Annotated in this window: 17 protein-coding genes; 9 read left to right on the top strand and 8 right to left on the bottom strand. The window is 63.9% G+C overall.

The features are described 5' to 3' along the window. From napA to napE, 3 genes are read right to left on the bottom strand one after another with little or no spacing between them, the layout of a single operon-like run. A complete protein-coding gene (napA, locus tag SO156_RS11080) occupies nt 1–2505 on the bottom strand; it encodes a nitrate reductase catalytic subunit NapA (RefSeq protein ID WP_458150487.1) in 2505 nt (834 codons plus the stop codon). 30 nt (nt 2506–2535) lie between these two features. After that, a complete protein-coding gene (locus SO156_RS11075) occupies nt 2536–2850 on the bottom strand; it encodes a chaperone NapD (protein ID WP_458150486.1) in 315 nt (104 codons plus the stop codon). Between the two features lie 25 nt (nt 2851–2875). Further along, complete coding sequence (napE, locus tag SO156_RS11070) at nt 2876–3058, bottom strand: periplasmic nitrate reductase, NapE protein (RefSeq protein ID WP_027523184.1); 183 nt, start codon at nt 3056–3058, stop codon at nt 2876–2878. 279 nt (nt 3059–3337) lie between these two features. Between napE and SO156_RS11065 the strand changes: the two genes are divergently transcribed. From SO156_RS11065 to SO156_RS11025, 9 genes are all read left to right on the top strand, one after another. Beyond that, nucleotides 3338–4543 (top strand): LLM class flavin-dependent oxidoreductase, encoded by a 1206-nt coding sequence (locus SO156_RS11065; RefSeq protein WP_498534817.1) that lies wholly within the window; start codon nt 3338–3340, stop codon nt 4541–4543. Nucleotides 4544–4776: 233 nt separating this feature from the next. Beyond that, complete coding sequence (locus tag SO156_RS11060) at nt 4777–5946, top strand: cytochrome P450 (RefSeq protein ID WP_498534816.1); 1170 nt, start codon at nt 4777–4779, stop codon at nt 5944–5946. Nucleotides 5947–6161: 215 nt separating this feature from the next. Further along, complete coding sequence (locus SO156_RS11055; protein ID WP_498534815.1) at nt 6162–7112, top strand: sulfonate ABC transporter substrate-binding protein; 951 nt, start codon at nt 6162–6164, stop codon at nt 7110–7112. A 38-nt stretch (nt 7113–7150) separates the two neighbouring features. Then, on the top strand, nt 7151–8104 hold the full coding sequence (locus SO156_RS11050; protein WP_498534814.1) for a sulfonate ABC transporter substrate-binding protein: 954 nt from the start codon (nt 7151–7153) through the stop codon (nt 8102–8104). Then, nucleotides 8101–9279, top strand: a complete 1179-nt coding sequence (gene ssuD, locus SO156_RS11045; protein ID WP_498534813.1) for an FMNH2-dependent alkanesulfonate monooxygenase — start codon at nt 8101–8103, stop codon at nt 9277–9279. Before SO156_RS11050 ends, ssuD begins: the two co-directional genes overlap by 4 nt. Continuing rightward, nucleotides 9276–10082, top strand: a complete 807-nt coding sequence (gene ssuC / locus SO156_RS11040) for an aliphatic sulfonate ABC transporter permease SsuC (protein ID WP_498534812.1) — start codon at nt 9276–9278, stop codon at nt 10080–10082. Before ssuD ends, ssuC begins: the two co-directional genes overlap by 4 nt. 7 nt (nt 10083–10089) lie before the next feature. Continuing rightward, entirely contained in the window at nt 10090–10914 is an 825-nt protein-coding gene (locus SO156_RS11035; protein WP_498534811.1) for an ATP-binding cassette domain-containing protein, read from the top strand. A gap of 32 nt (nt 10915–10946) precedes the next feature. Further along, nucleotides 10947–11504, top strand: coding sequence for a flavin reductase family protein (locus tag SO156_RS11030; RefSeq protein WP_498534810.1), 558 nt, complete (start codon nt 10947–10949; stop codon nt 11502–11504). Nucleotides 11505–11717: 213 nt separating this feature from the next. Further along, on the top strand, nt 11718–11873 hold the full coding sequence (locus tag SO156_RS11025; RefSeq protein ID WP_458150477.1) for a hypothetical protein: 156 nt from the start codon (nt 11718–11720) through the stop codon (nt 11871–11873). Between the two features lie 104 nt (nt 11874–11977). Here SO156_RS11025 and SO156_RS11020 read toward each other — a convergent pair whose 3' ends face one another. From SO156_RS11020 to flbD, 5 genes are all read right to left on the bottom strand, one after another. After that, nucleotides 11978–13126: a M20 family metallopeptidase gene (locus tag SO156_RS11020; RefSeq protein ID WP_498534809.1), complete on the bottom strand. Its 1149-nt coding sequence runs from the start codon at nt 13124–13126 to the stop codon at nt 11978–11980. 116 nt (nt 13127–13242) lie between these two features. Beyond that, nucleotides 13243–14319: a hypothetical protein gene (locus SO156_RS11015; protein WP_498534808.1), complete on the bottom strand. Its 1077-nt coding sequence runs from the start codon at nt 14317–14319 to the stop codon at nt 13243–13245. Between the two features lie 97 nt (nt 14320–14416). Further along, complete coding sequence (locus SO156_RS11010; RefSeq protein ID WP_498534807.1) at nt 14417–14800, bottom strand: hypothetical protein; 384 nt, start codon at nt 14798–14800, stop codon at nt 14417–14419. Nucleotides 14801–14913: 113 nt separating this feature from the next. Next, nucleotides 14914–15606, bottom strand: a complete 693-nt coding sequence (locus SO156_RS11005; RefSeq protein ID WP_498534806.1) for a hypothetical protein — start codon at nt 15604–15606, stop codon at nt 14914–14916. A 225-nt stretch (nt 15607–15831) separates the two neighbouring features. Beyond that, nucleotides 15832–17217 carry a sigma-54-dependent transcriptional regulator FlbD gene (gene flbD, locus SO156_RS11000; protein ID WP_458150471.1) on the bottom strand — a complete coding sequence of 462 codons (1386 nt, stop codon included), beginning with the start codon at nt 17215–17217 and terminating at the stop codon, nt 15832–15834. Nucleotides 17218–17232 lie beyond the last annotated feature (15 nt).

Raw genomic sequence — 17232 nt, 5'->3', positions numbered from 1 at the left:
TCACACCCGCTCGATGCGCACGGCGCATTTCTTGAAGTCGGTTTGCAGCGAGATCGGATCGGTGGCGTCCAGCGTCACCTTGTTGATCAGCTTGGACTCGTCGAACCAGGGCACAAACACCAGCCCGCGCGGCGGCCGGTCGCGGCCCCGCGTCTCGACGCGAGCGCGGATGTAGCCGCGGCGGGACACGACCTTCACCTCGTCGCCGCGGCGCAGCTTTGCGTCCTGCGCGTCGTCGGGATGCATGAAGCAGACAGCCTCCGGGAAGGCCTTGTAGAGCTCAGGCACGCGGCGCGTCATGGTGCCGGAATGCCAATGCTCCAGCACGCGGCCGGTCGAGAGCCAGTACGGATAGTCATTGTCCGGCGATTCCGCCGCCGGCTCGAAAGGCAGTGCAAAGATGCGCGCCTTGCCGTCGGGGTAGCCGTAGAACTGCACGTCCGTGCCCTGCTTCACATAGGGATCGCTCCCCTCGCGGAAACGCCACTTGGTCTCCTGGCCGTTGACGACGGGCCAGCGCAGGCCGCGCTCGCGGTGATAGCTTTCGAACGGCGCAAGGTCGTGACCATGGCCGCGGCCGAAGGCGGCATATTCCTCGAACAACCCCTTCTGCACGTAGAAGCCGAACGCCTTGGATTCGTCGTTGGCGTAGCCCTCCTCGATCTCCGAGGTCGGGAATTTGTCGACTTGGCCGTTCTTGTACAGCACGTCGAACAGGGTCTTGCCGCGATATTCCGCCTTCTTGGCGATCAGCTCCTCGGGCCAGACCTCCTCGATCTTGAAGCGTTTTGAAAACTCCATGAGTTGCCAGAGGTCGGATTTGGATTCGCCCGGAGATGTAACGAGCTGATGCCAGAATTGCGTGCGCCGTTCGGCATTGCCGTAGGCGCCTTCCTTCTCCACCCACATCGCCGTCGGCAGGATGAGGTCGGCCGCGAGCGCCGTCACGGTCGGGTAGGCATCCGAGACCACGATGAAATTGTCGGGGTTGCGGAAGCCCGGATAGGTTTCCTCGTTGATGTTGGGTCCCGCTTGCAGGTTGTTGTTGACCTGCACCCAGTAGGCGTTGAGCAGGCCATCTTTCAGCATCCGGCTCTGCAGCACGGCATGATAGCCAGGCTTGTCGGGAATCGTGCCCTCCGGCAGTTGCCAGATGTGCTCGGTCTTGTCGCGATGCTCCTTGTTGGTGACGACCATGTCTGCCGGCAGGCGGTGCGAGAAGGTGCCGACCTCGCGCGCGGTGCCGCAGGCCGATGGCTGGCCGGTCAGCGAGAACGGGCTGTTGCCGGGCGAGGCGATCTTTCCGGTCAAGAGATGGATGTTGTAGACGAGATTGTTGGCCCAGACGCCGCGGGTGTGCTGGTTGAAGCCCATGGTCCAGAACGAGACCACCTTGGTCTTGGGATCGGCGTAGAGTTCGGCCAGCGCCTCGAGCCGATTGAGTGGCACGCCGGACATCTTTGCCGCTTTCTCCAGCGTGTAGTCCGACACGAATTTTGCGAACTCGTCGTAGCTCATATCGGTGGAGTCGTTGGCCTTCGCCGCGCCGGTCGCCTTCTTCTGAAGGGGATGATCGGGCCGCAGGCCATAGCCAATGTCGGTTTGCCCGCGCCTGAAGATGGCATGCGCAGTGACGAAATCCTTGTTGACGCGACCGGTCTTGATGATGTGGTTGGCGATCGCGTTGAGGATGTAGAGATCGGTCTGCGGCACGAACACCATGCCGATGTCGGCGAGGTCGAACGAGCGATGCTCGAAGGTCGAAAGCACGGCGACGCGGACATGTGGCGCGGAGAGGCGGCGGTCGGTGACGCGCGTCCACAGGATCGGGTGCATCTCGGCCATGTTGGAGCCCCACAGCACGAAGGCATCGGTGGCCTCGATGTCGTCATAGCAGCCGGCCGGCTCGTCGATGCCGAAGGTGCGCATCATGCCGGCGACTGCCGAGGCCATGCAGTGGCGCGCGTTGGGGTCGATGTTGTTGCTCCGGAAGCCGGCCTTGTAGAGTTTTGAGGCCGCGTAGCCTTCCCAGATCGTCCACTGTCCGGAGCCGAACATGCCGACGCCGCTGGGCCCACGCTTCTTCAGCGCGTCCTTCCACTTCTCGGCCATGATGTCGAAGGCTTCGTCCCACGACACCGGTGTGAACTCGCCGTCCTTGTCGTATTTGCCGTTCGTCTTGCGCAGCATCGGCTGGGTCAGGCGATCATGGCCGTACATGATCTTGGAGAGGAAGTAGCCCTTGACGCAGTTGAGGCCGCGATTGACCTCGGCCTTGATGTCGCCGTGGGTGGCGACCACGCGGTTGTCCTTGGTTGCGACCATGACGGAGCACCCGGTGCCACAGAAGCGGCAGGCGGCCTTGTCCCATTTCAATTCGCTGCCGTCACGCTCGGTGACGAGGTTGGCGGCGAGCGCCGGCGTCGGCATGCCTGCTGCGGCGGCTGCGATCGCCGCGGCCTCCAGCTTCAGCATCTGGCGGCGGTCGATCTTCGGTGAGGTCATAACGGTTCTCCCGGCGTCAGCGACGCGGTCTCAGGCAGTTTCGATGGCGTGAAAGACGAGCGCCGCGGAATAGACGTGCGGCATGGACTGGATGTCGTTGAGCATGGTGCCGAGGCTGCCGGCATCCGGCGCTTCGACAACGACGACCAGCTTGCCGCGCGCATCGCGGCCGTGGATTTCGCAGCCGGGCAGAGCCGTGATATCGGCCTCGACCTCCGCCAGGCGCTCGGGGCGCGCCTGCACCAGAATGCTGGCGATCTCGCCTCCGGGCGGCGGGATGATGCGGTCGGCGCTGAGCACCCTGCCGGTGATCAATGCGCGGCGGTTGAGTGTGGCTTGGGCCATGATCTCGGTCTTTCGCTGCGGGAATTCAATGTGGGGGAGGCGGGCCGGGAGGGCCTGCGAACATCTGGTAGATCCACACGGCGAGCCCGTAGCTGCCGACCGTTCCGACCGCGAGGGCGGGCATCACAACCGCGGTCAGGAACAGGAACGCGAAGATCTCCATGCGCTTGCGGCGCACGCGCCCAGTCGTGTCGTCAGGGGCCGACATATTCGGTCTCTCTGAAATTTAGGAATTGGACGGCTTCCGGGCCGTTACCTGGCCACACCATAGGTATCGGACGGCAGATCTCCTTGATCTGAATCAACGGTCTGCAGGCACTTCACCACACGGCTGCGACGAGCGGGGCGGGAAGCTATCGGCTACTTTGCATGGGGTTGTTTTCGATGTTTTGCGCTGGCGTCCCGCCGGGCGGAATTGGGGCGCCATGGACAGTGCGGCCCCGCTCAATAAGATGCCCGCAATAAAAACAATCTTGGGAGAGGCGTCATGAAGTTCGGCATCTTCTATGAGCTGCAATTGCCGCGTCCGTGGGTGGCGGGCGACGAGCTCCGGCTCTACCAGAATGCCCTGACTCAGATGGAACTTGCCGATAGCCTCGGCTACGACCACGCCTGGGTGGTCGAGCATCACTTCCTCGAAGAATATTCGCACTCGCCGTCGCCGGAATCCTTCCTGGCCGCCGCGAGCCAGCGCACGCGACAGATCCGCCTCGGCCACGGCATCCTCCAGCTCACCACCAACCATCCCGCGCGCGTCGCCGAGCGCGTCGCGGTGCTCGATCTCCTCAGTAATGGCCGCTGTGAGTTCGGCATGGGCGAGAGCGCTTCGATAACCGAACTCGAGCCGTTCGGCCGCGACATGGAGACCAAGAAGGAGATCTTCGAGGAGGCGGTGCGCGCGATCTTCCCGATGTTTCGGGATGGCGGCTGCGAGCATCACGGGAAATGGTTCGACATGCCCCTGCGCAACGTCGTGCCGAAACCGCTGCAGAAGCCGCACCCGCCCCTATGGATGGCCTGCTCGCAGCTTCCGACCATCGAGCGTGCCGGCCGCCACGGCTTTGGCGCGCTCGGCTTCCAGTTCGTCAGCGCGGACGCCGCGCATGCGTGGGTGCACGCCTATTACAACGCGATGACCAAGCGGCTGCACAAATTGGCAGACTACGAGATCAACCCGAACATGGCGCTGGTGTCGTTCTTCATGTGCGCGAAGACGGATGAGGAGGCGCGAGCGCGGGCCGATGGCGCAACCTTCTTCCAGTTCGCGCTGCGCTTCTACGGCGCCTCGCAGAACCGCCAGCGGCCGGCGCCCGGCACCGTCAACATGTGGGACGAGTACAACAAGTGGAAGCGCGACAATCCTGAAGCGCAGGAGGCCGCGCTGCGCGGCGGCCTGATCGGCTCGCCGGAAACGATCCGCAAAAAGCTCCGGCGCTTCCGCACCTCCCATATCGACCAGGTGATCCTGCTCAACCAGGCCGGCAAGAACAGCCATGAGCACATCTGCGAGTCGCTCGAGTTGTTCGCGCGCGAGGTGATGCCGGAGTTCCAGAACGATCCGGAGCAGGAGGCCTGGAAGAAGGCCGTGATGAGCGGCGAGATCGAGCTCGAGGAGATCGACACGCAAGCCTTCACCGATCGCTACGGCAAGCTCGCGATCAACGTGCCGCCGGCGAAAGCGGCGGCGGGGTAGGGTGCTCCGCATCGTCCGGCATAGGCCCCGGCTCAGCAGCGCACCGCGGAAGTGGCGCTGCCCTGCGTCCGGAGCACGAGACTGTCCGCAAATCCGTTCATCCTCGTGTCCCGGACGCGCAGCGCTGCTGCGCAGAGCCGCGACCCATGAGGCATTGGAACGGCTGGCTTCCGGCGCGATGCCGATGTTGATATCCTTTGAGAGAAGCAAACAAGAATTCCGAGGAAACGAGCTTGAGCACCGCGCCGCGCATCGATATTGACCCGGTCTCGTTCTGGAACGATCCCTATCCGATGCTTGCGAAAATGCGCAAGGAGGCGCCGATCGCCTTCGTGCCGCAGCTCGGCTCGACGCTGCTCGTGAGCCGCGACGACATCTCGATCTCCGAAAAGAAGATCGACGTGTTCTCCTCGCACCAGCCCGAGGGGCTCATGAACAAGCTGATGGGCCACAACATGATGCGCAAGGATGGCGAGGCGCACCAGGTCGAGCGTCGTGCGATATTTCCGACCATCTCGCCCAAGACGGTGAAGGCGCACTGGACCGCGCAGTTCCAGGCCCATGCCGATCGCATCATCGATGGCATCGAGCCGGACACGCGGATCGATTTCATGCGCGACTTCGCGCTGCCGTTCTCGGGCGAATGCCTGAAGTCGATCACCGGCCTCACCAATATCGGCTTTGCCGAGATGGACGCCTGGTCGCAGGCGATGATCGACGGCATCGCGAACTATACTGGCGATCCCGCCGTGGAAGCGCGCTGCCATGGGGCGACCGCCGGCATCGACGCGGCGATCGACGACATGCTGCCGGTCATGCAGAAAAATCCGGACCAGAGCTTGTTGGGCGTGATGCTGGCATCGGGCATGCCGATGCAGAGTGTGCGCGCCAACGTCAAGCTGGCGATCTCAGGCGGCCAGAATGAGCCGCGCAAGGCCATCGCCGGCACCCTCTGGGCGCTCCTCACCCATCCTGACCAGTTCGAACTCGTCCGGCGCGGCGAAGTATCGTGGCTCAAGGCGTTCGAGGAATATGCCCGCTGGATTTCGCCGATCGGCATGTCGCCGCGCCGGATTGCAAAGCCGTGGACCATCCGCGAGGTCTCGTTCGAGGCCAACGAGCGCGTGTTCCTGATGTTCGGCTCAGCCAATCGCGACGAGAAGCATTTTGAGCGTGCCGATGAATTCGACGTGAGACGTGATGCCTCAAAGAGCGTCGCCTTCGGCGCCGGCCCGCATTTCTGCGCCGGCGCCTGGGCGTCGCGCGCCATGATCGCCGACGTTGCCCTGCCGACCGTATTCGCGAAGGCGAAGAACTTGCAGATCGTCGACGACGAGCCGGTGCGGATCGGTGGTTGGGCGTTCCGAGGTCTGTTGAACCTGCCGGTGTGGTGGAGTCATTAGCGCGTGAAAGGTCGCGCGGCCGGGTGCGATTTCACGTTCGCGTGCGGAAAATTTCTCTCTGCATTCGCTTCGGCAATTGAAAGATTAATCATGCGCATTGCCGCAGCCGCAGTGCGCGTGTCGCTTTTTTTCCGGGCGTCTCGACAGCTTCCGTAAGGCGCACCATCATTCCTGCATCGCAATGAATGTCGACCGCTCGCGGTCGGGAGCGGGGAATGCAACGTCGGAATTTTCTGAAACTCACGGCTGGAACGGCAGCGTTTGCGGCGCTGTCGTCGCGCGCAGACGCGCAAACCGGCGTAAAGGAGATTCGTATCGGCTATCAGAAAAACGGCGTGCTGGTCATTACGCGACAGCAGGCCGCGTTGGAAAAACATTTCTCTTCGCAAGGCATCGAGGTGAAATGGGTCGAGTTCTCCTCCGGCCCGCCGATGATGGAGGCGATGAATGTCGGCAGCATCGACTATGGTGCGGTCGGCGATTCCCCGCCGGTGTTTGCCCAGGCGGCGGGCGCGGCGATCGTTTATGCGGCAGGCCAGCCGATCACCAACGGCCAAGGCATTCTTGTCCCCAAGGACTCGCCGATCCGCTCGATTGCCGAGCTGAAAGGCAGGCGCATAGGATTCACCAAGGGGTCGAGCGCTCACAACGTCGTGGTACAGGCGCTGGAGAAGGCCGGCCTCACCTATGCTGACATCACGCCGGTCTATCTGACGCCGCCGGATGCCGGTCCGGCGTTTGCGAATGGCAGCATCGATGCGTGGGCGATCTGGGATCCGTATTTTGCGATCGGCGAGACCAAGCAGAACGGCCGCATCCTGATCAACGCACGCGAGGTCACCAAGACCAACTCGTTCTATATCGCCAACCGCGATTTCGCGAGGAACCACGGTTCTGTCCTGCAACAGATCGTTGAGGTGACGGCAGGGACCGGCCGCTGGGCCGAGCAGCATCGCGATGAAGTCGCGAAGTCGCTCGCCGCAGTGACCGGCATTCCCCTCGACATCCAGACCATTGCAGCCAACCGCTCGTCCTTCGTCGTCGGGCCCGTCACCGAGGACATCACCGCGACCCAGCAGGGTGTCGCCGATCGCTTCTACAAGCTCGGCCTGATCCCGAAGCCCATCGCCATCCGCGACATCGTCTGGCGCAACACGGCAGCCTGACCGTGCCGACCGGCCTTCCCGTTTCCAAAGGTTTGAACATGAGGCGTATCGTTCAACGCGTGATCGCGGCCATCGTGCTGTCGCTGGGCATCGTGGCGGCGGCTGTCGGCACATCCTACGGCCAGGACAAGGTCGTCCGCATCGGCTACCAGAAATACGGCAAGCTGGTGCTCCTGAAGAGCAAGGGCACGCTGGAGCCGAAGCTCGCGGCGGAGGGCTACAAGGTGGTGTGGACGGAATTTCCCTCCGGCCCGCCGCTGCTCGAAGCGCTCAACGTCGGCGCGATCGATTTCGGCAACGCCGGCGAAGCCCCGCCGATCTTCGCGCAGGCTGCCGGTGCGCCAATCCAGTATATCGCCTATGAGCCGCCGGCGCCGAAGGGCGAGGCGATCCTGGTGCCGAAGGACAGCCCGCTGAAGTCGGTCGCCGACCTCAAGGGCAAGAAGGTCGCGCTGAACAAGGGCTCCAACGTTCATTATCTCCTCGTCAAGGCGCTGGAGAAGGCCGGTGTCAAATATTCCGAGATCGAGCCGGTGTTCCTGGCACCCGCCGATGCCCGCGCCGCCTTCGAGCGCGGATCGATCGATGCCTGGGTGATCTGGGATCCGTTCCAGTCGGCCGCCGAAGCCGCAACCGGCGCGCGGACGCTCGCCGACGGCACCAACATCGTGGCGAACTATCAGTTCTATTTCTCCTCGAAGAAGTTCATCGAGGCCAATCCAAAGATTGTCGACACCGTGCTCGACGAGCTCCGTGCGGTCGACGACTGGGCCAAGGGCGACATCCATGCGGTTGCCGAGCAACTCGCGCCGTCGACCGGACTGTCCGTGCCCGTGGTCGAGGTGGCGCTCAAGCGCCAGTCCTACGGCATCAAGCCGATCACCGACTCCGTGATCGCCGATCAGCAGCAGGTTGCTGATGCGTTCTTCGCACTCAACCTGATCCCCAAAGCAATCAAGATCTCCGACGTGGCGCGGAGGCCGGGAACATGAGCAAGGTCATGAGCAAGCAAGGTAACGCCAACATACTCTGGTTCCTGCCGACCCATGGCGACGGCCGCTATCTCGGCACCGGCATCGGCGGCCGCGAAGTGAATTTCAACTACCTGCGCCAGATCGCGCAGGCGGCTGACCAACTCGGCTATTACGGCGTGCTACTACCGACGGGACGGAGCTGCGAGGATTCCTGGATCGTTGCCTCCGCGGTCGCGCCGTTCACCGAGCGGCTGCGCTATCTCGTTGCTGTCAGGCCCGGCCTGCAATCGCCAAGCGTTGCCGCGCGCATGACCGCCACGCTCGACCGCGTCACCAACGGCCGGCTCCTGGTCAACGTCGTCACCGGCGGCGACCCGGTCGAGAACAAGGGCGATGGCATCTTCCTCGCCCATGATGAACGCTACGAGGTCACCCGCGAGTTCCTCAACGTCTATAGCGACCTGCTTGCCGGCAAGACCGTGAATGTCGAGGGCAAGCACATCCGCATCGAGGATGGCAAGCTGCTGTTCCACCCGGTGCAGTCGCCGCGTCCGCCGCTCTATTTCGGCGGCTCGTCGGATGCCGGCATCGACGTCGCCGTCGACGCCGTCGATAAATATCTCACCTGGGGCGAGCCTCCGGCGCAGGTCGCCGAGAAGATCGCCAAGGTGAGGGAGGTTGCGGCGCTACGCGGGCGAAAGCTGTCCTTCGGCATCCGTCTGCATGTCATCGTGCGCGAGACCAACGAAGAGGCCTGGCAGGCTGCCAACGAGCTGATCAAGCATGTCAGCGACGAGACCATCGCGCTGGCGCAGAAGAACTTTGCGCGCATGGATTCGGTCGGCCAGCAGCGCATGGCACAGCTGCATGGCGGCAGGCGCGACAAGCTCGAGATCAGCCCGAACCTCTGGGCTGGTGTCGGCCTCGTGCGCGGCGGCGCCGGAACGGCGCTGGTCGGCGACGCCCAGACCGTCGCGGCTCGCATCAGGGAATATCAGGATCTCGGCATCGATACCTTCATCCTGTCGGGCTATCCGCATCTCGAGGAAGCCTATCGCTTCGCGGAGCTGGTGTTCCCGCTGCTCTCGCTCGAGCTGCCGAGCAACGTGACGAAGCTTCACTTCAATGGCGGTCCGTTCGGCGAGACCGTCGGCAGCGATTTCCGTCCGCAGAAGCAGGTGTCGCAGTCATGAGCCTTATCGACAGCATTCCCCTTCCGCGCAGCGTCCGCCTGCCGCGCGCCGACGGTCTGATCCAGTGGATCGTGCCGCTCGCCATCATCGTCGTCTGGCAGATCGCCTGCGTCGCCGGCCTCGTCCCGACGCGAGTGCTGCCGGCACCGAGCGACGTCGCGCTCGCGGGCTGGAAGCTGCTGCTCTCCGGCGAGCTCGTCCGCAACATCTGGGTCAGCTTCTGGCGCGCCTCGATCGGTTTTCTGATCGGCGGCAGCATCGGCTTTGCTTTCGGACTAGCAAATGGCCTTTCGCAGCTCTCGTCAAAGCTGACCGACACGACGCTTCAGATGGTGCGCAACGTGCCGCATCTGGCGCTGATCCCGCTCGTCATCCTGTGGTTCGGCATCGATGAGAGTGCAAAGCTGTTCCTGGTGGCGCTTGGCGTCTTCTTCCCGATCTATCTCAACACGCTGCATGGTATTCGCACCGTCGACCCGCAGCTCATCGAGATGGGCCGCATCTACGGCATGAGCGACGGCGAGTTGTTTCGCCGCGTGATCTTTCCCGGTGCGCTGCCATCGATCTTCGTCGGCATCCGCTTCGCGCTCGGCATCATGTGGCTGACGCTGATCGTCGCCGAGACGATCGCGGCGTCCTCCGGCCTCGGCTACATGGCGATGCAGGCGCGCGAATTCATGCTGATCGACGTTGTGGTGCTGTCGATCCTGATCTACGCCCTGCTCGGCAAGCTCGCCGACAGCGCCTCGCGCCTGCTCGAGCGCCTGACGCTCGCCTGGCATCCTGCCTTCCAGAAACGCTGAGACAAACATGCAGACAGCCCTTCTCCTTCCCGAGACCGAACGCGCCGAGCGCACCAGCTTTGCCCGGCAGGCCCGTGTTGCACGTCAGGACCAGCCGACGCCCGGCCTGTCGCTCACCATTCGCGGCTTGCGCAAATCCTTCGGCGACAACGAGGTGCTGCGTGGCATCGACCTGCATATCCCCGCCGGCCAGTTCGTCGCGATCGTCGGCAAGAGCGGTTGCGGCAAGAGCACGCTGCTGCGGCTGATAGCCGGACTCGACAAGATCGATGCCGGAGCCATCAGCTTCGGCGAGGCGGCGCGGCCCGAGGATATCAGGGTGATGTTCCAGGAGCCTCGGCTGTTGCCCTGGGCACGTGTGTTGTCGAACGTCGAGGTCGGGTTGGGGCGCGACCGCGCCTCTTCCGATGCGCATCCGCGCGCCGAGCACGCGCTGACCGAGGTCGGGCTCGCTGATAAGCGCGACCAGTGGCCCTCGGTGTTGTCGGGTGGCCAGAAGCAGCGCGTGGCGCTGGCGCGCGCGCTTGTCAGCCAGCCCCGCGTGCTCGCCTTCGACGAGCCGCTCGGCGCGCTGGACGCCTTGACCCGCATCTCGATGCAGCGGCTCCTGGAGCGCGTCTGGCGCGACCAGGGCTTTACGGCGATCCTCGTGACGCACGACGTCGCCGAGGCCGTTGCGCTGGCCGATCGCGTGCTCGTGATCGAGGAGGGCCGCATCGCGCATGACGTCACGGTCAATGCGCCGCGGCCGCGCGAGCGCGGCTCGGTGGAGCTCGCGGGCCTCGAAGGCTCGATCCTGCGACATCTTCTTTCGGCGGATGAGCGTACCTAGATAACAGGAGCCCTGATTTCGGGGAGCTTGCCATGAACGTGATAGCCCGCCATATCATGACCGACACCACCATCTCCTCCGCCGATTTCCGCGGCGCCATGCGCCACCTCACCGGTGGCGTCAGCGTCATCACGGCTGGCCGCGGCAGGGACATCACCGGCATGACGGTCACTTCGGTGACGTCGCTGTCGGTCGATCCGCCGACACTGCTCGTCAGCATCAACCGTGACGCCTCCTCGTTCCCGCTGATCAAGCGTCACGGTGCCTTTGGCGTGAATATCCTCAACGCCGACCAGCTCGACCTCGCCGAGCGCTTTGCCGGTAAGGGCGGGCTGAAGGGCGCCGATCGCTTCGCCGGCAGTGACTGGGTAACAGCCGTCTCCGGCGTCCCGCTGCTCGCCGGCGCGCTGGCCGCGCTTGACTGCGAGGTTGAGGAGATCGTCGAGCGTCACTCGCATGGCATCGTCATCGGCCGCGTGCGCGACGTCCGGAGCTCGAGCCGCAACGCAGCGCTCGCCTATTGGCACGGACAATATGTCGCGGTCGATCAGGATGAGGACGCAGCGAGCCTCGTCGAGGTTAGAGCATGATCCGGAAAAGTGTGAAGCGGTTTTCCGAAAAGATCATGCTCAAACAACAACCTAAAGCGCGATGATGATTCATCCCAATCTCATCGCGCTTTAATGTTCGCGCACGGGGCTGGGGCGTCATTTGACCGTCCGGCGGCCTTCCGGGCTGGTCTTTTCGTTTCCCTCGATCTAGAAGCGCCACCAGAGCCTCCCGGAGGAGGCGATGGAGCCGGCATGAAACGCGTTGCGACCTGGGCCTTCTACGCCGTCGGCGCGCTCGCGATCGCCTATCTCGCGCTCTACGCCTATGCGATGCTCACCGGCCGGCACATCGTGCCCGGCGACCCCATCCACATCTTCCGCAATCCCGACGCGCCGAGCTATTCGTGAACATGCGTAGGGTGGGTTAGCGAAGCGTAACCCACCACCTTGCTTTCCGCGCGAAGAGAGAAGTGGTGGGTTACGCCTTCGGCTAACCCACCCTACGAGAGCTACTAGCTCCGCAAGATCGCCAGCGCCAGCGCCTGTGCGCGCGGGACGATGCTGTCGAGCTCGAGATATTCCTCGGCCGTGTGCGCAAGTCCGCCGACCGGGCCGAGGCCGCAAATCGTCGGAGTACCGACGGCGGCGGTGAAGCCTGAATCGGCGCAGCCGCCGGAGAACTCGCCGGTGAGCGTGGTCAGCCCGACGTCGCGTGCGGCGCCCTGGTAACTCTCGAACAGCGTCTTCGACGCCTCGCTCGGAACCGCCGGCACGAACTCGCCCTTGATCGTCAGCGTGGCGCTCGTGCCCGGCACGTAAGAGGTGGCGACGATCTGCTCGATCGCGGCCATTACGGCGTCGCGATCTCTCGGCTCGACATAGCGCAGATCGATCTGGCCCTCGGCATAAGGCGCCGTCGTATTCACGGACTGTCCGCCCGAGATCAACCCGACGTTCAGGGTGATTCCCTTGGACAGATCGGTCAGCGCGTGGATATGGACGATCTTGTTTGCAAGCTCGCCGATCGCGCTGACGCCGGCCGCGAAATTCGCGCCGGAATGTGCGGCCTTGCCGGTGACGGCAAGGTGCATGAAGATGCCGCCCTTGCGGCTCGTGACCACGTTGCCGTTCGGTCGTCCCGGCTCGGAATTGTAGACGGCGCGCGCGGATCGTCCCTCGCGCTCGATCACCGGCCGCGACGAGGGCGAGGCGATCTCTTCGTCCGAGGTGATCAGCACCTTGATCGGGTGCGGGCCGCCGCCGAACGTCTGGAAGGCAGCCGCAACGAACACGTTCATGACAAGGCCAGCCTTCATGTCCGCGACCCCCGGGCCATAGGCGCGGCCGTCTTTGATGGTAAACGGGCGTCGTCCGGCCTCGCCTTTGCCGAACACCGTGTCGCGATGCCCCATCAGGAGGATCGGCTTTTCGTTGCTGCCGGGTTTGGCAACGGTCGCATGGAGCGCATCGCCATAGGTGCCGTTCGGCTCTCGCCAGCTCGAAATGCCATGCTCGGTAAAATGCCGCTCGAAGCGCGCGCCGACCGCGTCCACGCCGGCCTTGTCGTAGGATCCGGAATCGATGTTCACGACCTCGCGCAACAGGTCGATCATCGCCTGCTTCTGCGACGCCAGCCAATCCGTGATTTGAGTCTCGCCCATGTCGGCCCCGCAAGTTTGTCCTGCGGCGCTTATACGGCGTATCGCATCCGCGACCTAGTCCCCGAACGGGGCCCGGCCTTGCAAGTCGGCCATGCCCCGCAAACCATAGCGCGAAGTTATTCCATCGACGGAGGAACAAGGCGCTCCACGCGTGCCGAAGGTCGGCTGTGATCGGGCGCGGTCCAGCGAAATGCGTGAAACGCTGAATCGTCAGTCACGCTTCTTCCCACAATGGTCGCACCGCCAGCGGTTATTCCGGTGGCGTACGATTCCGCTTCGGGGGAGCCGAGGTCGAGCATGCCGGCTTCGGCGGTCCAGCGAAAGGCATGCGCTGTCCCATCGGCGGTCTCGGCATATCCCACGACCACCGAGCCATCCGCGCTCACCGCAAGCGCATTGGATTCCCTCCCGCCGAGCGTGCCAAGATCGACCATTCCTGTGCAGGGTGTCCAGCGAAAGGCGTGATTGCCGTCCCAGCGCGAGGTCATGCTACTTCCAACGACCACCGATCCGTCTGCGCTTGTGTCGTGGGCGCCGGAAGTGGGGCCTCCGAGCGTTCCCAGATCGATCATGCCGGTATCGCTGGTCCAGCGAAAGGCGTGTTCATCCTGCTCGGGAGTGTGGCTCGACCCCACCACCACCGCGCCGTCGGCGCTCACACCGCGCGCGCTGGATTTGTGTCCTCCGAGCGTGCCGAGATCGACCATGCCGGTGCTGCTGGTCCAGCGGAATGCGTGGAAGATGTAGAACCCGTCGTCGGAGGTATCGGGGATCTGGGCGGACCCGACCACGACCGAACCGTCCGTGCTGACACCAAAGGCGCTGGACGAAGGTCCCCCCAGCGTGCCGAGATCGGTCGTGCCGCCCCTGCTGGCCCAGCGAAGGGCTTGATAGCCTTCACGATCTCCCGCGACGTTCCCACTGCCAACGATCACCGAGCCGTCGCCATTCACGGCATTGGCTGACGTCAGCTCGTCGAAGCCGGTCACGCCGGTAGCGCGGGTCCAGCGAAACGGGCGATAGCGAACGGTCCCCAACACGACCGAGCCGTCAGCGCTCACCGCATCGGCGCTTGATTTCGTCGGACATGGCTGGGCGTGCGTGCAAGTGACGTCAGCGCTGATATAGGCGGCAGAGCCGATCGCCGCGACGACGGCTCCCCCCGTCGTCGCGATCAGCCATTTCCTTGCCATGATCACCTTGTGTCCCGTCGGGCGCCTTCTCGTGCCCCGGTACGGACGCCCTGAAGGAGCGTCAGCGTGGCCGAGAGGCGAGCATCTCGTTTGTTGCTCATCGGGCGGCAATATCGAGCAACGTGTTGAGTTCGTCTGCTGACGGCAGCAGGTAAACGGAGCGCTTATGCACTGCAAGAACCTGCGTCAGGCCGGCGGGATCATAGAGCCAGCTCGTGCTGCGTCCGTTGCGGACGATTTGAAGCTTGTAGGAATGGCGCATGATAGCCCCGGCTCCAGCATCCGCACGCCGCGACCAGAGATCATCGAACATTGCCAGTTCGCGATCCGATGTGATCTCGCGCACGATCCGAGATTGCCCATCAAGAACCGCTATCTTCGTCGCTGGCGCAGACCTGCCCCAAATGACTTGCCAAACCGAAGCCAACGCCCTCAATGCGGCAAGTACGAGCAGAGCCCACAACCAATTTCGCCCGGTCATGAACGATTTCCTTCAAGCGATACGTCAAGATTGCAGGATGACTCGGGCTTCATCGAAGCGACGTGCGCGTAACGAATCCGGTCGTTTCGCCGTTGATGTCTCCACCATCACGTTCATTCGGCGAAGGGGATCGTCTCGTTGCGCAAGCGTATTCCCGGCGGGTAGCCCTCATGGTCCTCCGTTGCCCAATAGGGCCCCAAGGCATAGCCCATATGGTCCCAGAACCGGTCCCACATCGGCGAGCGCACGCCAGCGCGATAGCCATCCTGCTCGCTGAGGGCCTTGTCGCGCCAGCGCTGCGCGACCTCCGGCGTCACCAGAGCGAAAAACATCGTATCGCCGTCTGTCGCATCGATGGAAAGCAGGACCTGCCCGCGGGAGCCGATGTGTTGTTCGAGCTCCTCGGTCGCCTGAGCATAAAGAGACCACACGGTCTTGCGATATGCGGAAACCGAGTTCTCGTCAGAAAGGTTCTCAATTCCTTCCGGCGTGATGCACGGCCCGAAAACGGCTTTGACCGCGGGCGGAAGAGCAGTGGGATCGATGACTCCTTGGTTACGCCAGCGGCCGAATATCTCGTTGAGGTATTTGTCCTCGGCCGAACATAGCTTGCCCTGGCCGTCGAGCAGGGTGACCGTTGCCAGAAAGCTTCGTGTGGTTGGCTCGTAGTCCTCCGCTCCATAAAAGCCGACCGTCTCCGGGCCTACCGGCGGATCGGCGATCCAGGCCTCCACTTGAGCCATGATCGCCGCATCGTCCCCCGAGAAATCCCGGGCGAAGGAGAGAATGGGATTTTCGTGTTTCATACAACCTCGCATTTGATAGTCGGTGTAGCGGCTGTCGCTTGTCGCGCTTGTATAGTCGCCGCTTCGGCATCCTAGGTTCGGCATGGCGACCGTGGAGCCACCGGCTACTTTGCATGGGGTTGTTTTCGACTATTTTGCGCGGGGCCTTGGCGAACGTGTTCGCCCGCAAAGAAAATGCCCGGGACTAGGCCCGGGCATTCGTGACCTCAGCACTTGGGCAGGCGGCTACGCCCCCATCGCCGGCATGCGGGGATATTCACCCGGCGTGCCGGCGGGCGGGATCGGGATGCCGCCGTCGGCATATTCGTTGAGCTTGTTGCGCAGCGTGCGGATCGAGATGCCCAGGATGTTGGCGGCATGCGTCCGATTGCCAAGGCAGTGCTTCAGGGTCTCCAGGATCAGGTCGCGCTCGACGTCGGCGACCGTGCGTCCGACCAGTGCCCGCGTCACCTGCTCGGCGGCCATCGTGGCGTGTGCCACTGCCGGCGCGGTCCTGGCGACGTCGAGGCGGTCTCCGTCCGGCGTGATGATGGCGTCAGCGCCGATCTCGTCGCCCTGCGCCATCAGCACCGCGCGATGCATGGTGTTCTCGAGCTCGCGGACGTTGCCCTGCCAGCGGTTGGTCGAGAGCACGCGGCGCGCTTCCGCCGAAATCGGGCGCAGCGGCACGCCGTTGGCCTCGGCATACTTCTTCACGAAATGCTGGGCGAGCTCGAGGATGTCGGCAGGACGCTCGCGCAGCGGCGGGATCTTCAGGTTCACGACGTTGAGGCGGAACAACAGATCCTCGCGGAACGTACCTTCGCGTACGGCCTCGGCCAGGTTGCGGTTCGAGGTCGCAATGATGCGGATGTCGACGGGGACGGGCTTGGTGCCGCCGACGCGGTCGATCACGCGCTCCTGGATCGCGCGGAGCAGTTTCGACTGCAGGCGGACGTCCATCTCGGAGATTTCGTCCAGCAGGAGCGTGCCGCCGGTCGCCTCCTCGAACTTGCCGATACGGCGGGCGACCGCACCGGTGAAGGCGCCCTTCTCATGACCGAACAGCTCGGATTCCAGCAGATGCTCGGGGATCGCGGCGCAGTTGATGGAGATGAAGGGGCGTTTGGCACGGGCCGAGCGTGAATGGACGTAGCGCGCCAGAACTTCCTTGCCGGTGCCGGATTCGCCGGTGACCATCACCGAGGCGTCCGAGCCCGCGATCTGCTGGGCGAGCTTGACCACGCGCGCCATGGCGTCGTCGCGATAGATGAGCTCGCGGGAATCATTGGCGACCGCGGCGAGCACGGCGGCGATCAGCTCCGGCTCCGGCGGCAGCGGGATGTATTCCTTGGCGCCGGCGTGGATCGCAGCGACCGCGGCGCGGGCGTCGTTGGTGATACCGCAGGCGACGATGGGAGCATGGATGTGCTCGGCTTCCAGTCGCATCACGAGATCGCGGATGTCGAGGGCGACGTCGACCAGCAGCAGGTCGGCGCCCTTGCCGCCGCGCAGCACACGCATCGCCTGCTCGTGGTCCTCGGCGTGGGTCACGGTGGCGCCGTTCTCCATCGCGATCTTGGTGGCAGTGGTGAGCTGGCCCTTCAGTGTGCCAACGATGAGAAGCCGCATGTCAGTCTCCTGTCC

The sequence above is a fragment of the Bradyrhizobium sp. UFLA05-125 genome (genome assembly GCF_059803515.1).
Note: the sequence above shows the minus strand (reverse complement) of the source record. Positions and strands in the feature narration are given on the sequence as shown.

Coding starts and splice junctions, on each gene's coding strand:
- SO156_RS11015 (WP_498534808.1), bottom strand. CDS start 14,319: ATGGCAAGGAAATGGCTGATCGCGACGACGGGGGGAGCCGTCGTCGCG.
- flbD (WP_458150471.1), bottom strand. CDS start 17,217: ATGCGGCTTCTCATCGTTGGCACACTGAAGGGCCAGCTCACCACTGCC.
- SO156_RS11020 (WP_498534809.1), bottom strand. CDS start 13,126: ATGGGCGAGACTCAAATCACGGATTGGCTGGCGTCGCAGAAGCAGGCG.
- SO156_RS11055 (WP_498534815.1), top strand. CDS start 6,162: ATGCAACGTCGGAATTTTCTGAAACTCACGGCTGGAACGGCAGCGTTT.
- napA (WP_458150487.1), bottom strand. CDS start 2,505: ATGACCTCACCGAAGATCGACCGCCGCCAGATGCTGAAGCTGGAGGCC.
- ssuD (WP_498534813.1), top strand. CDS start 8,101: ATGAGCAAGGTCATGAGCAAGCAAGGTAACGCCAACATACTCTGGTTC.
- napE (WP_027523184.1), bottom strand. CDS start 3,058: ATGTCGGCCCCTGACGACACGACTGGGCGCGTGCGCCGCAAGCGCATG.
- SO156_RS11030 (WP_498534810.1), top strand. CDS start 10,947: ATGAACGTGATAGCCCGCCATATCATGACCGACACCACCATCTCCTCC.
- ssuC (WP_498534812.1), top strand. CDS start 9,276: ATGAGCCTTATCGACAGCATTCCCCTTCCGCGCAGCGTCCGCCTGCCG.
- SO156_RS11050 (WP_498534814.1), top strand. CDS start 7,151: ATGAGGCGTATCGTTCAACGCGTGATCGCGGCCATCGTGCTGTCGCTG.
- SO156_RS11010 (WP_498534807.1), bottom strand. CDS start 14,800: ATGACCGGGCGAAATTGGTTGTGGGCTCTGCTCGTACTTGCCGCATTG.
- SO156_RS11065 (WP_498534817.1), top strand. CDS start 3,338: ATGAAGTTCGGCATCTTCTATGAGCTGCAATTGCCGCGTCCGTGGGTG.
- SO156_RS11025 (WP_458150477.1), top strand. CDS start 11,718: ATGAAACGCGTTGCGACCTGGGCCTTCTACGCCGTCGGCGCGCTCGCG.
- SO156_RS11005 (WP_498534806.1), bottom strand. CDS start 15,606: ATGAAACACGAAAATCCCATTCTCTCCTTCGCCCGGGATTTCTCGGGG.
- SO156_RS11075 (WP_458150486.1), bottom strand. CDS start 2,850: ATGGCCCAAGCCACACTCAACCGCCGCGCATTGATCACCGGCAGGGTG.
- SO156_RS11035 (WP_498534811.1), top strand. CDS start 10,090: ATGCAGACAGCCCTTCTCCTTCCCGAGACCGAACGCGCCGAGCGCACC.